Origin of the sequence: Parafilimonas sp., from assembly GCF_047606085.1 — a bacterium.
In the GTDB taxonomy this organism is placed as follows: domain Bacteria; phylum Bacteroidota; class Bacteroidia; order Chitinophagales; family Chitinophagaceae; genus Parafilimonas.
Map to the genome: position 1 here is coordinate 1 of NZ_JASGEX010000092.1, position 14,176 is coordinate 14,176.

The window sequence follows — 14,176 nt, forward strand, 5'->3', positions numbered from 1 at the left end:
CCATAGCCGTCAACTTAATCCCTCCGGGCTTAATTTGACGGCTATGGTGAGGATTCCCACCTGCGAAAAGAAATGCTGCCAAATAAACCGTGAACAAGTGAACCCGTGAACTTGTAAACTATAAGTAAACGATATTGATTCCATCAATAAAATTTCGCTTACTTTCATAATGCCTGATACAAAAATTTTATTACAGATATGCGGCCAATATTCCATAACATATATAAACACCCGCTTTTATCTGAAACAGATTTGCAAAACATTTCGGCTTTGCATGAACAGGCAGGCTTTGCCAAAGGCGATATTATTTTAAAAGCCGGCTGCATTGCCAATGAATATTATTTGCTTGAAACAGGGCTGGTGAGGGCGTTTCTTATCAATTATAATGAAGATGAAATTACTACCGGCTTTTTTGCCGGGGGCAAGATCATTATTTCCCCTTCTTCCCTGTTTTAGCGCACACCATCGCAGGAAACTTTGCAGGCTGTTACAGATTGTGCTGCATGGAAAATAGTATTTGAAGATTTTCAGGAATTATACCATAATCTTCCCGGTTTCAGGGAATGGGGCAGGCTCTGGTTTTCCCCTTAGCTTTTTGCATTTAAACAACGGTCGCTGGACATGATTACGGAAACAGCCACCCACCATTATATCAGGCTTATAAAAGAAAAGCCGCAGATCATTCAAAACGTGCCATTAAAACAAATTGCCACTTATCTCGGCGTTACGGATACTTCACTAAGCAGGATACGGAAAGAGATTGTAAAAACATCCGGCACATCTGCATAACCGTTATTCACTGCATATAATAACATGCGCATTTCTTGCCAAATGGCAAGTTAGCGCAACCGTTTATTATGATAGTTTTTGACCTGGCAAAATTTATGGAAGACAAACGATTTAATGCCGTTATTGGCTGATGATATTTAAATGCTAATAATCCATACGCTCATAAAAGGCAATAACAACTATGTTTCTATTTTTCCCGGTTCAAGGGACGAAGCCGATAAGCTGTTTAACGGTTTACAGCAGGCGGAGAGGCTGAAATGCCGGTGGCAGACCAGTTCTGGGGCGATTATTTTGGAAGCTTCACCGATAAATATGGTGTGAAGTGGATGATCAACTATTCTGCTAAAAACAAATGAGCGCATACTGTATGTGTAAGCCTTGCTGCGGCAGGGCTTTTTATTTTAATCCTAATTATCCGCAAGCCAGGCCATAATACTGTTTCCCACAGGCTCTGTGCCAACAGCGGTATTTGACAAAACGATAACCGCAGCTTTTTTATCTATATCTATTTTTTATCTATATCTATCCCGAGATAACTGCGGTAACCGCCTGTGCCGCCGTTATGAAACAAAATGCTTTTGCCTGCCGGCGTTGGTTTTATATAATGCCAGCCCAATGCTGTTGTAACACTGCTGTCTTTAAAAACAGGCGCATGTGTAAGCTCAATAGCCGTCTTTAATGGTGGTGGTGCTTCGCCAAGATTGGCTTTGGCATACAGCAGCATATCTGCCGCATCAGAACGCAGGGAGCCTGCTGCTGCAAACGCTTTAAAATCCCAGGGGCCGTTATAGGCGCCGGATTCATTGTACCCTTTCGCAACCCGCGCTGAATCTTTTTTCTTTATAAACTGCATGGTACTATAAATATGCAGCGGTGCGCATATTTTTTCAGGCACCAGTTCGCTGTATGGTTTATTATAAATACGCTCAAGTATTACGCCCAGTGTAGCTGCCGCCAGGTTGGAATATTCGTACATTGTACCTGGCTTACGTGATAGTTTATATGATAGCAAAAAACTAAAAAGCTCCTTCTCTGTGTAGTTTTTATACGGGTTTAACGAATCAGTTGATGCTTCTGAAAAATTGGAAGGCATCCTCGGCAATCCTGACGTGTGGGCTGATAACATTTTTACAGTGATCATCGTGCCATCATAACTTAACGTTGGTATAGAATCAGGCAGGTATTTGTTTATGGGATCATCCAGTTTTATTTTGCCTTCATTCACTGCAAGCGCCAGTAAAATGGCGGTGAATGTTTTTGATATGGAGCCTATTTCAAACAAGGTATGCGCACCCGGTATTTCCTGATTGCCTTTTGCCGTTTCCCCGTAACCATAAAAGAGCATCCTGCCATCTTTCAAAACACCAATGCTTAAGCCGGTTGTAACACTATTGCTTAAATAGTTTTGCGCAACGCTGTCAACAATTTTATCTAACGGTGTGGCAAGCGGGTTATTGGTTGCTGCTGCAACTGCCTTTTTTGCCTGGGCCTGTGCATGCGGTTTAAACAGGAAAGTATATATCTTTTCTTTGTCATCAAGGCTTAAATAAAAATCAAGCATGGCATTGCCAAAGATTGCTTTGTATTGGCTTACACCGTTGTTTATGGCAACAAATTCAGTTTCCATTTTCCCCAGCGGAAAAAGATTATTATCTGTTATCTGTTTAAAAGTTTCATACGGCAATTGATTCCTGAAAATTTCTCCTGTTAATGCATATAATGAGTCAGCCTGCCTGGCATTAAAATATTGCTTTACAAGTGTGCAAACAGAATCTGTTTTTTCCTGTATTTGTGCTGAAACATCCTCTATCATAAGCAGGCAAAGGAAAGAAAATAAAAATGGCTTCATCTGCTGTGTTTTATAAGAGAGCAAGATAATTTTTTATGAAACACAGTGTTTGGAAGAATGCCTTTATACGTCTTTATTTTCAGCCAGGCCGCTGTTGCAGGCCGCCGGGCTTTGCCGCCAATCATAGTCTGAAAGCTTAGCTTCTTATCTCCCTGCGCATAAATAAATAATATGCTAAAGCGAAGCAGGCCGTTGTAGCCGCCAGCAGGCCGCTCAACTGCGGCCAAACCACCATCAGGCTTTCTTTAAAAGGCAAAGGCGAAGGAATAGCGCCGGCCATCTGTTCCATGGTAAGCGGGCCCAGGCTTCTTACCGAAGGCATAAGCAGGGTGGTAACCGCATCGGTATAAAGCTGGTTGGGCGCAAGGCTCATGATGTTCAGCAAAATACCGTTGTAATAAACAGCTTCTGCCGGGGAAAGAAAATTAGGGTTTGGCAGAAACGATTTGGCTATTAAGCTCACAATCATCGGGTAAAAGATGGTAAAGAACAGCCAGATGCCAATAGCTACCAGCGCCGATGTGGCCGCCTGTTTGAATTTGATGGAAAGCAAAATGGAAAGGCTCAGCCAAAAGCCAATATATACAATTGTGATGATAACAAAGCCGGCTATGCGCAGCGCTTCTTCAGGCTCCATGCGCACACCGGTAAGCAGCAGCCCGCCGCCTACCATGAGCAGGGCCAGCGAAAAGAACAGCGTGCTTACAATAATTAATGCGCTGATGAATTTAGACAGCAGCAAATTATCCCTGTAAACCGGTTGCGCCATCAGGCGGATAAGCGTGCCGCTGTTTTGCTCGGAATTAATGGCATCAAACCCTAAGCTTATGCCTAATAAAGGGCATAAAAAGCTGAGGAATATATGAAAGGCAGGCAATGAGCCATCGGTTGTTGTAAGCAGCTTCAGATAAAGAAAAAGATGGTCGGGGTCTTTTACATTCGCTATTGCCGTTTTTATGTTATTTAAGGAAACGTACATGGAAGCGAAGAAAGTAAGCGCCACCAGCAGCAGCAAAACCAGAAAGCGCCAGCTCCTGATATTATCAGCTATTTCTTTATACACCATTACCCTGAACGGGCTGTGTGGCTGTGCGTTATTGTTTGTTATATCTTTTAAAGAAAGATTTTTTAAAGAAACCGCCATGCTTTTCATGGGCTGTGCCCTCCGTTAAATTGTTTTCAAAATATTTTTGATAGATTTCATCCAGGCCATATTCTTTTTTCTGAACGCCTGTAACATCAAATTGCCGGTTCACAAAAAAGCGCACAATGCCGGGTGTTATATCTGCAGCACAGGCTACTTCAACGGCATTGCCGGCTATTGTAACTTTCTTAACGGCAGGCTGCAGCAGCAGTTCCTGTTCCAGGCTTTCAGGCGATGCTACCGGCTGTTTAAATGTTACATGCACCACATAAGTTTCTTCTGCAAACAGGTTGCGGGAAAGCTTATCCATATTGCCTTCCACCAGCAACCTGCCTCCCACAAAAATGCCCACCCTGTCGCACACCTGCTGCACCTGGTGCAGGTGATGGGATGATAATAAAACCGTGAGTCCCTGTTGCCGGCTCAACTGGCGTATCAGCGCAAGAAAGTCTTTCACACCGCTGGGGTCAATGCCGAGTGTGGGCTCATCCAGGATGATGACTTCCGGCTGTTTTATAAGCACATCGGCAAGGCCAAGCCTTTGCTTCATGCCCCGTGAAAAAGCGGCCGTTTTCTTTTCCATATCAGCGCCAAGCCCCACCATTTCCATCATTTCCACGGCACGCAGCCTTACCTCTTTTTCCGGTATGCCATTCAGCCTTGATACATACATCAGGTTTTCCAGCGCCGTCATGCCATCATAAAAGCCAACGCTGTCGGGCATATAGCCTACTTTTCTTTTTACATGAATGGGCTGCGTGGTGGCATTATAACCGCACACCGTAGCAGCGCCTGCTGCCGGCTCTGTTAACCCAAGCATCATCAGTATGGTGGTTGTTTTGCCGGCGCCATTGGGACCAAGCAGGCCGAATATTTCCCCCTTGTAAATATCCAGGTTAAGGTCGTCAACAGCCTTAAGCGGGCCATAACATTTGGTAAGCCCTTTCAGTTCTATAACAGGATTTTCCATAGCCGTTTATCTTCTGCCGTATTTGCGAATGAGACGATAAACAAGATATATCGCCAGCAGTATCACCAGTATGCCTATCCATCCTGAAATGATGGAGGTTTTAACCGTCATCCGGAATGCGGCATCGGAATGGCCGTTGGTGTTCCTCGCTGTAAAAGAAGTAACATAATCGCCGGTAATGGTTTTATCAGGCACTTTTAAAGTGGCTGTTACGTCGGCGGTTTTGCCCGCGTCGAGCTGCTGTATTTTTGCAGGCTCAAAAGTAGCTTCCCATTTGGATGGCGTTTGCGCCGAAAGCTCTACATTACTTAAAGGAAGCGAACCCGTATTCTTTACCACCAGTTGTATCTGCTTCTGGCTGCCTTCTGTTATATCGCCGCTCAAAAGCCCGGTGGGTGTGCTTAGCTGAATGCCGTAACTGCCTTTTACCACAGCCTGCAGGTTTAGCCGCAGGGTATCTTTTGCAGAAATGGCCATTACAGGTATATTGTATTTAGCCGGGCTGGTATTTTCTGCTGCATTTATTTCAATGCTTATATTTTGTGTTTTGCCGGCATCCACGCTTATGGAAGATACCTGGCTGCCCGAGGCGCGGAACACTATATTCCAGCCTGCAGGCGCCTGTGTGTGCAGGTCGTAAATAAGCTGTTGCGAAGATCCATTGTGCAGGCTGGCATTGTACCGGAAGGTTTCATTAACCGCCGCTTCCACGTTAATGAGGTTTGATGTGAAAGCAGATGGGGCGTTTGCCCCTGCGGCCGCCGCCGTTTGGGCTGCAGCAGGCAAAGCACGGAATAAACAAACTGATAAAATAAAAACTGCCTGCAGGCGGAAAAGGCGGCCCATGCGCCGCATGATAATTGTAGATTTTGCTGACATAGCCAAGAAATAAAAATTATTATAGTTAGAATAATAGTTTCGTTATTAAAATACTCCCGGTTAATAAAGGAACATTTGCGGCAGCAGTGGTTAAAAAATCGAGCTGCCAAGGTAATAGAAGAAAAAATATAGAAACAACAGATATTTTAGTTTTAAGAAAATTTTTAAATAAAGGCGAAGAAAAAAAGGTTTAAAGTTGAAGGTTTAAGGTGTAGGGCAGGATGTATTTCATCATTGCTGAACTCTTTTTATTTTGCGATATCTTATTTTAAATAATAATAACCGGTATAATGAAAAAAATATGCAGCTTTCTATATACAAAAATCTTTTACTGTTGCTTTATTACCCTCCTTTTTGCAGACTGCAAGCCAAAGCATGCGGCAACTGCAGATGCTTCTTTAAGCGATGCCGGCGTATCGCTTTCGCTCGCCACAAAAAGAAAAGCTTTAATCAGCAACATTCATTATACAGTAGCCGTGCATATTCCTGCCGATGCTGAAGAAATAATTAATGGAGAAGAAATCATTGCTTTTAACCTTGCCAGTGCTGACGACAGCTTATTGATTGATTTCAAGAATGATTCCAGCCATATTAAGCTGATAAAAGTGAATAAAAAAGAAGCGCCTGTCATCATGAGGAATGAGCACATTTTTATACCGCCCAATCTTTTAAAAAAAGGAAGCAACCATGTTCAGGTAAAATTTATTGCAGGCAATGAGGCGCTCACCCGCAAGCCGGAATTTATGTACACGCTGTTTGTTCCCGAACGGGCAAGAACCTTTATGCCTTGTTTCGACCAGCCCGACCTGAAAGCTGTTTTTACCGTAAAGGCTGCGGTGCCATCCGAATGGATAGCCGTTTCCAATGGCGCCGTTAAAAACACAAATATCAGCGGCAATGAAAAAACCTATTCCTTTAAAACTTCCGATACCATCAGCACGTATCTTTTCTCTATCGTTGCAGGCAAATTTCAGGCAGTTGCAAAAAAATTTGATAACAGGCGCATTACCCTGTATTACCGCGAAACAGATACAGCAAAACTCAGGTACAGCCTCGATACCATTTTACAGTTGCAGTATGCAGCACTGCAGTTTATGGAAAAATATACCGGCATCCTCTATCCCTTTCAAAAGCTGGATATCATCGCCCTTCCCGATTTCCAGTTTGGCGGCATGGAGCATGTGGGCGCTATTGATTATGTAGCGTCTTCCCTCTTTCTCGACAAATCAGCCACACAAAGCCAAAGGCTTGGCCGGCTAAAGCTGTTGTCGCACGAAATAGCGCATGCATGGTTTGGCGATATGGTTACGATGAAATGGTTTAATGATGTATGGATGAAAGAAGTGTTCGCCAATTTTATGGCCGATAAAGTGGCCGATGAACTGATGCCCGATGACAAAAGTGATTTTCGTTTTATGCTGGATCATTATCCTTCTGCATACTCGGTTGACAGAACGGAGGGCACGCATCCCATAAGGCAGCCATTGGATAACCTGAACCAGGCGGGCTTATTATATGGCCCCATTATTTACGATAAAGCGCCCATCGTTTTAAAACAACTGGAAAAACTGGCAGGTAAAGACCTGTTTCAAAAAGGCGCACAGGAATATTTAAAAACCTACGCTTATAAAAATGCGGAATGGCCCGATCTTATTGCCATTATAAATAGATTAAGCAACAAAGACATAACGGAATGGAATGATACCTGGATAAACAAAGCGGGCAGGCCGGTGATAAGTTATACGATGGGTGCAGCTAATGATGTTATCAGCAAATTCAATATTGCACAAACGGGTGAACATAACCAGCGCGGTTTATGGAACCAGCAATTTGCAACAGCATTTGTAGCGGAGAATAACATAAAAACAGTGCCTGTAGCCCTCAACGATGCATCCGTTACATTAAAAGAAGCGGCAGGCATACAACGCCCGGCTTTCATATTGTTCAATGCTTCGGGCGAAGGCTACGGATTATTCCCTGCCGATGAAAACATGCCTGCCAATATGCGCCTGCTGAAAGACCCGCTGATGCGTTTGTCAGGCTATATCAACCTGTATGAAAATGTTTTAAACGGCACCGTATTAACACCGCAGGAATTTTTGGAGGCAGGCATGAAAAACCTGGCAACAGAAAAAGAGGAGCTTAGTGTAAACCTGCTGAGCGGGCAATTCAGCAGCATCTACTGGCAGTTCCTGCTGCCTGCTGAAAGGGATATGATTGCTGCAAAAACGGAAACAGCTATATGGCAATGTATGCAGCAGGCAGATAACGCGGCCAAAAAGCGCATATTATTTTTGTTGTATAAAAATATTGCTGTAACAAAGCCTGCTGCCGATGTTATTTTCCATATATGGAAAACACAACAGGCGCCCCAGGGCGTGTTGCTTACGCCGGACGACTATACCTCCATGGCCGCCGATCTCGCCATACGGCAATATCCCAATGCTGATACTATTTTATACAGGCAGCTTTCAAGAATAACGGATGCCGACCGCAGGGCAAGGTTTAGCTATTTGCTGGCGCCGCTTTCAAATAATGTAAGCACAAGAGATTCTTTTTTTTATTCTTTATCGGTTAAAAGCAACCGTATGAATGAAGCCTGGGTATTAACGGCCTTATCGTACCTGCATCACCCGTTAAGGGCTGCTTATTCGGAGAAATACCTGCCGCAAACACTGGAATGGCTGAGCGATGTGCAGCAAACAGGCAGCGTATTCTTTGCCATGCGCTGGCTGAATGCGTCGTTCGGCTCATATCAAACCCAAAGCGCTGCTGATGTGGTACACGCTTTCCTGAATGAGCATCCTGATTATAATCCAATCCTGAAAAGAAAAATTTACCAGGCAACCGATATGTTATTCAGGGCGGAAAAGATCACGCAGCATATTGAACAGGCCGGCAAAGTAAGATAACCTTCCAAAGGTTATCTTACTTTGGTGTAAAATTGCATCAGGGTTTATTCACAATACACCAATCAAAAAAAATTCTGTTATGTCAAAACAAAACCACGCATCACGCAGAAAATTCCTGCAACAGATCGGCGCTACAGGCATACTGGCTGCCGCCGCGCCATTAAGCAGCCTGGCTGCAAAAGAAAAAGCGGAAGAAAGAATTCTGCATTACGAGAAAAAAATATCACCGGCAGACAAGATACGGATAGGTGTTATTGGTTTTGGCATACAGGGGCATTACGATCTTGCCACCGCATTAAAAGTGCCGGGCGTAGAATTAGCCGGCATTTGCGATTTATATACCGGCAGGTTAGAGAATGCGAAAGAACTATATGGCAATGATCTGTTCACCACAAGAAATTATAAAGCGCTTTTAGACAAAAGCGATATAGACGCCGTAATAATTGCCACCACTGATTGCTGGCATGCCCGCATTACAAAAGATGCACTGGCAAAGGGCAAAGCAGTTTACTGCGAAAAACCAATGGTGTATAAAATAAGTGAAGGCGCCGATGTAATTGATGCGCAAAAAAAAGCCGGCAAAATTTTGCAGGTGGGCAGCCAGCGGGTAAGCAGCATTGGACTGGCAAAGGCAAAGGAATTATTGGCGGCAGGGGAAATAGGCAAGCTGAATATGGTGAATGCTGTATATGACAGGCAGGGATCAATCGGGGCATGGGAATATACCATCCCTGATGATGCCAGTGCAGAAACAACGGACTGGGAACATTTTATTGAGGTGACTGAAAAAATGCCTTATGATGCTAAAAAATTCTTCTGGTGGCGCGCCTTTAAAGAAGTGGGCACCGGCGTGGCCGGAGATTTGTTCATCCACTTATTAAGCGGTACACATTTTATCACCAATTCCAAAGGCCCCTCCTCCATTTACAGCACCGGCCAGTTCAGTTACTGGAAGGATGGCCGCAATATGCCGGATGTGATGGCAGGCGTAATGCAATATGCCGATACACAGGAACATCCTGCATTTCAATTGACGCTGCAGGTGAATTTTATAAGCGGCACCGGCGGGCAGGAAGCCATACGCTTTGTTGGCTCTGAAGGCGTAATGGATGTGAAGGGAAGCAATATTACGATACACCACAGCATAATGCCCGAAGCGCCGGGTTTTGGCGGCTATGATTCTCTTTTCACCTTCTCAAAAGAAATGCGTGAAAAAATGCAAAAGGAATATGATGCCAAATGGACTGCGGCGCAAAAGACACAACTAAAAAAAGATGATATTATTTATAAAGCGCCGGAAGGATACAGCGAACATTTAGATCATTTCACCAATTTCTTTGACGCCATAAGGACCGGAAAACCCGTGGTGGAAGATGCCGTATTTGGATTCAGGGCGGCTGCGCCTGCACTTGCCTGCAATGAGAGCTATTTCAGGAAGAAGATCATGAATTGGGACCCGGAAAACATGCAGTTGCTGTAATTAAAAAAGGCTTGAAACAAGCCTTTTTTAATTTGCAGGATTTTCAGATGCATTACTTGAATGTATTGAAAAGCTCATCATATTTTTTGTACAAAGCATCATATTTATCGTAATCGGCAGCATTACCGTCGAATTTGGTCCTGTCGCGTTTCCACAGGTATATCTGCGAAAGAAAATTAACGGTGTGGTTCAGGTTCGCGGTTTCAAGCTTTTCCCTGTCCTGTTTGGCGCTGAGAACGGCAAAGGCCTTTTCAAGCCATGCTGCTGATGTATCGGCGTATAACATTTGCTCTTTAGCTATGTCGTTACGCTTGGCTTTTAATGCTGCCGATTCACCCGTATAGCCGTGATAACGGTCATCAAGCACTTCAAATGCATAATGATAATAATAACCGGCCCCAAATGCATACAGGCCGTTAGCGCCATTGGTAGCATCGAATGCTTTACCATACGCCTGGGCAGCCGCTAATTTTAGCTGGACCTTCTGGGTGCTGTCAAGCCCGTTTAACTGGGCAGAATCATTGGTGGCAAATGCTTCCCCGTATGCCACCAGTTTTTGTTCGTCCAGGCTTCCTGCCGATGATTCCTGCTGGTACTTTTGCAGAAGCTCAGTAAGGCTTGCATTGGCGGTCATGTTAGACATTTCATACTGCGACCAGGTGGAAGCGCTATCCGGGTAAACTTCTTTTGCAAGCGCAAGATATTTTTTAAAATCGTCATTGTCTTTTTTGTCCATGTAATATTGAATCAGGAACTGGTAGATGCTTGCATAATCTTCACCGGTTATTTTCAGGTCGGCCAGCCTTGAATAATATTTGGCGGCAGAATCAAGCTGTTTTGAATTTTGCGCGGCAACGCCGGTAAACAATACCATGGTTGTATCAATAGTAGAGGTTGACTGTGTCAGCTTATTATCAATCATCACCTGTCCCAGCCTTTCAGCTTTTGAAAAATATTTAAAAGCGCTATCCCAGGTTTTGGCTTTCCAGTAATCGTTGCCCCTTACTATATACCCGTTATAAACACTGCTTAGCCCATTAACAAAATTGCCTTCCTTCATTTGTTTTAAGGAAGGGTCTAATTGCTGGTACTGGTAAAAAGCATCCAGGGAAACAGCATCGGCGTCAGGGCTTTGCGGGCCCATCGCAGAGTCGCCGTACAACTGTCCATATACATAGGATTTCCAGAGTAAGGCAGTTGGCTTTTCTTTATCTTTCAACTTGGGATCGGCCGTCCATTTATCCACCTGTTCTTTTGCTTTATCAAATTTCTTTTGCGACACATACAAGGCTATAACATCGCCATCCTGTGCCATAAGGTAACTGCTGAATGAAAATGAAAGCGCAATCAATAGAATTATTTTTTTCATTGTTCTGTTTTTTAATTTTATATTAACCGATATTATAATTAATGCTTTTATATATTTTTTAAACAACCAACATACCTTCCGGTTTATGGTTCACAATAAAGTGTAAACAGCTTTATTAAATATATCAAATTTAGGCCGGCGCGTTTACATCATCACTATTCTTTTCATCATTATCCTCAGCCCCCTTATCAACATGCTCCTCTTTGCCGGTTGTTCCGGCGACGGATTCTTCACTGTGCTCTTCTGCTATATCATTTATTTCCGTCTCTTGCTCCTGTTCATCCAGTTTGGAAATAGCGGCTATTTCATCGCCTTCATCCAGCCGTATCAGTTTCACGCCCTGTGTGGCGCGGCCGGCCTCTTTAATATTGGCAACAGACGTTCTTAAAATAATGCCAGATTTACAAGTGATCAATAAGTCTTCCTTTTCCTGAACATCAAGAATGCCCACAAGGCTGCCTGTTTTTTCTGTTATGTTGATGGTTTTTACGCCTTTTCCGCCTCTGTTGGTAATGCGGTATTCATCTACTTTTGTACGTTTTCCAAAACCTTTCTCACTCACCACAAGAACAGTTTTGCCGGTTTCGCTCCTCTCGACACAAATCATACCAATTACTTCATCGTTTGCATCCTCCACTTCAATTCCTCCCACGCCAATAGCGCCACGGCCGGTGGCCCTTACTTTTTCTTCGGGGAAACGAATGGCACGCCCGCTTTTTACTGCCATCATTATTTCAGAATTGCCATCAGTTAACCTGGCAGTAAGCAACTCGTCGCCTTCCAAAACAGTAATGGCATTTACACCGGTGGTTCTTGGCCTGCTGAAATCTTCCAGCACTGTTTTTTTAATAACGCCTTTTTTGGTGCACAGCACGATGTTATGGCCCTGAACAAATTCTTTGTCATCAAGGTTTTTAACATTGATGATAGCCTTTACTTTATCGCCCGGTACCAACTGCACCATATTCTGAATAGCCCTGCCTTTGCCCTGCTTTTCTCCTTCAGGCACTTCATATACCTTAAGCCAGTAACATCTTCCCTGCTGGCTGAAGAACAACATGGTATCGTGCGTGGACGCTACAAACAAATGCTCTACATAGTCTTCTTCCCTCGTTTTGCTGCCTATGGCGCCGCGGCCGCCGCGGCGCTGCTGCCTGTATTCAGATGCACTGGTTCTTTTTATATAACCCAAATGGGAAATGGTTATTACCACATCTTCTTTTTCAATCAAATCTTCAATGCGCATTTCATTGGCGAGGTATTGAATTTCCGTTTGCCTTGGCTTGCCGTATCTTTCTTTAACCTCAAGCAATTCTTTCTTTATAAGATCATAACGCAGTTCTTCGCTTGCCAGCAAGGTTTCCAGCGCAGCAATCTGCCTTTGCAATTCTTCATATTCCTCCTTAATCTTTTCACGCTCCATGCCCGTAAGACGCTGCAGCCTTAATTCGAGGATGGCCTTTGCCTGAACTTCATCCAGGCCCCAGCCTGCATGTATTAAATTGTCTTTTGCAATTTCAGGCGTGGAAGAATTTCTTATTAAACGGATCACTTCATCCAGGTGATCGAGTGCAATTAAATAGCCGTTTAAAATATGCGCCCTTTCCCTGGCTTTGCGCAGTTCATAATTGGCGCGGCGTATCACCACCTCCATCCTGAAATCAATAAACTCGCTGATGAGTGCTTTTACATTTAAAGTCTTTGGCCTTCCCTTGCTTAAAGCAACATTATTAATGCCATAGCTCGTTTGCAGTTCAGTAAACTTGTATAACTGGTTAATGATAACGGTGGCAACACCATCGCGTTTCAAATCAATAACAATACGGGTTCCTTCTTTCTTATTGCTTTCATTGTTTACATGCGCAATGCCTTCAATGGTTTTATCGTTCACCAACTGGCCGATGCGGTCGGTTAACGTATCGCGGTTTACCTGGTAAGGCACGGCTGTAATAATGATCTGTTCCCTGCCGCTTGCCTTTGTTTCCACATGGCATTTTCCGCGCAGCACTACCCTTCCGCGGCCGGTAAGCATGGCCTGCTGCACACCGTCCATTCCGTAAATAACGCCGCCCGTTGGAAAGTCCGGCGCCTTTACATATTTCATTAAATCTTCTGCTGAAATTTCTTTGTCATCAATATGCGCAATACAGCCATCAATCACTTCAGATAAATTGTGCGGCATCATATTCGTGGCCATACCAACAGCGATACCGCTGGACCCGTTTACCAGCAACTGCGGGATGCGGGTGGGCAGCACAACCGGTTCTTCCAGCGAATCATCAAAGTTTAACTGGAAATCCACGGTTTCTTTTTCAATATCATCCAGCATGCTTTCGGCAAGGCGTTCCAGCCTTGCTTCTGTGTAACGCATGGCTGCCGGCGGGTCGCCATCGGGGCTGCCAAAGTTTCCCTGCTTATCCACAAGCGGGTGGTTCATGCTCCACTCCTGCCCCATTCTCACCAATGCATCATATACGGCGCCATCGCCATGCGGATGGTATTTACCCAGCACCTCCCCCACTATACGGGCGCATTTTTTATACGGGCGGTTATAGCTTAAACCCAGTTCATTCATAGCGTATAAAATGCGGCGATGCACCGGTTTAAAGCCATCCCGCACATCAGGCAGGGCACGGCCCACAATAACCGACATTGAATAATCAATGTAGGCCGTTTTCATTTGTTCCTCAATGTTTACCTGGATGACACGATCGTTATCTGCAGTTTCCTGCGGTAGTTGATTTTCTTCCATTCGTTATTTACATGTAATATAAAATCGCTAAA

10 protein-coding genes are annotated in these 14,176 nt (G+C 44.2%); 4 read left to right on the forward strand and 6 right to left on the reverse strand.

Features of this window, described 5'->3' with window-relative positions; translation table 11 throughout:
• Positions 1–198 precede the first annotated feature (198 nt).
• Both QM629_RS07910 and QM629_RS07915 read left to right on the forward strand, forming a co-directional pair.
• Positions 199–456 carry a hypothetical protein gene (locus tag QM629_RS07910; protein WP_415158926.1) on the forward strand — a complete coding sequence of 86 codons (258 nt, stop codon included), beginning with the start codon at positions 199–201 and terminating at the stop codon, positions 454–456.
• A gap of 165 nt (positions 457–621) precedes the next feature.
• Positions 622–789: a hypothetical protein gene (locus QM629_RS07915; RefSeq protein WP_415158928.1), complete on the forward strand. Its 168-nt coding sequence runs from the start codon at positions 622–624 to the stop codon at positions 787–789.
• 505 nt (positions 790–1,294) lie between these two features.
• On the opposite strand, the gene QM629_RS07920 is transcribed toward QM629_RS07915, so the two are convergent.
• The 4 genes from QM629_RS07920 to QM629_RS07935 all read right to left on the reverse strand — a co-directional run bounded on the left by QM629_RS07920 (position 1,295) and on the right by QM629_RS07935 (position 5,631).
• Positions 1,295–2,638, reverse strand: a complete 1,344-nt coding sequence (locus QM629_RS07920; RefSeq protein WP_415158930.1) for a serine hydrolase domain-containing protein — start codon at positions 2,636–2,638, stop codon at positions 1,295–1,297.
• A 136-nt stretch (positions 2,639–2,774) separates the two neighbouring features.
• The gene (locus tag QM629_RS07925; RefSeq protein ID WP_415158932.1) at positions 2,775–3,782 is read right to left on the reverse strand and encodes an ABC transporter permease; all 1,008 of its coding nucleotides are present in this window, start codon (positions 3,780–3,782) and stop codon (positions 2,775–2,777) included.
• Entirely contained in the window at positions 3,733–4,752 is a 1,020-nt protein-coding gene (locus tag QM629_RS07930) for an ABC transporter ATP-binding protein (RefSeq protein ID WP_415158934.1), read from the reverse strand. The genes QM629_RS07925 and QM629_RS07930 overlap by 50 nt, the downstream gene beginning before the upstream one ends.
• Before the next feature lie 6 nt (positions 4,753–4,758).
• A complete protein-coding gene (locus tag QM629_RS07935; protein ID WP_415158936.1) occupies positions 4,759–5,631 on the reverse strand; it encodes an NEW3 domain-containing protein in 873 nt (290 codons plus the stop codon).
• Positions 5,632–5,921: 290 nt separating this feature from the next.
• On the opposite strand from QM629_RS07935, the gene QM629_RS07940 reads away from it, so the two are divergent.
• Together QM629_RS07940 and QM629_RS07945 are read left to right on the forward strand one after the other, a co-directional pair.
• Positions 5,922–8,543: a M1 family metallopeptidase gene (locus tag QM629_RS07940; protein ID WP_415158938.1), complete on the forward strand. Its 2,622-nt coding sequence runs from the start codon at positions 5,922–5,924 to the stop codon at positions 8,541–8,543.
• A 79-nt stretch (positions 8,544–8,622) separates the two neighbouring features.
• Positions 8,623–10,023 carry a Gfo/Idh/MocA family protein gene (locus QM629_RS07945; protein WP_415158940.1) on the forward strand — a complete coding sequence of 467 codons (1,401 nt, stop codon included), beginning with the start codon at positions 8,623–8,625 and terminating at the stop codon, positions 10,021–10,023.
• Positions 10,024–10,075: 52 nt separating this feature from the next.
• On the opposite strand, the gene QM629_RS07950 is transcribed toward QM629_RS07945, so the two are convergent.
• Positions 10,076–11,392, reverse strand: coding sequence for a hypothetical protein (locus tag QM629_RS07950; RefSeq protein ID WP_415158942.1), 1,317 nt, complete (start codon positions 11,390–11,392; stop codon positions 10,076–10,078).
• Between the two features lie 130 nt (positions 11,393–11,522).
• Positions 11,523–14,144, reverse strand: coding sequence for a DNA gyrase subunit A (gene gyrA / locus QM629_RS07955; RefSeq protein WP_415158944.1), 2,622 nt, complete (start codon positions 14,142–14,144; stop codon positions 11,523–11,525).
• Between the last annotated feature and the right edge of the window lie 32 nt (positions 14,145–14,176).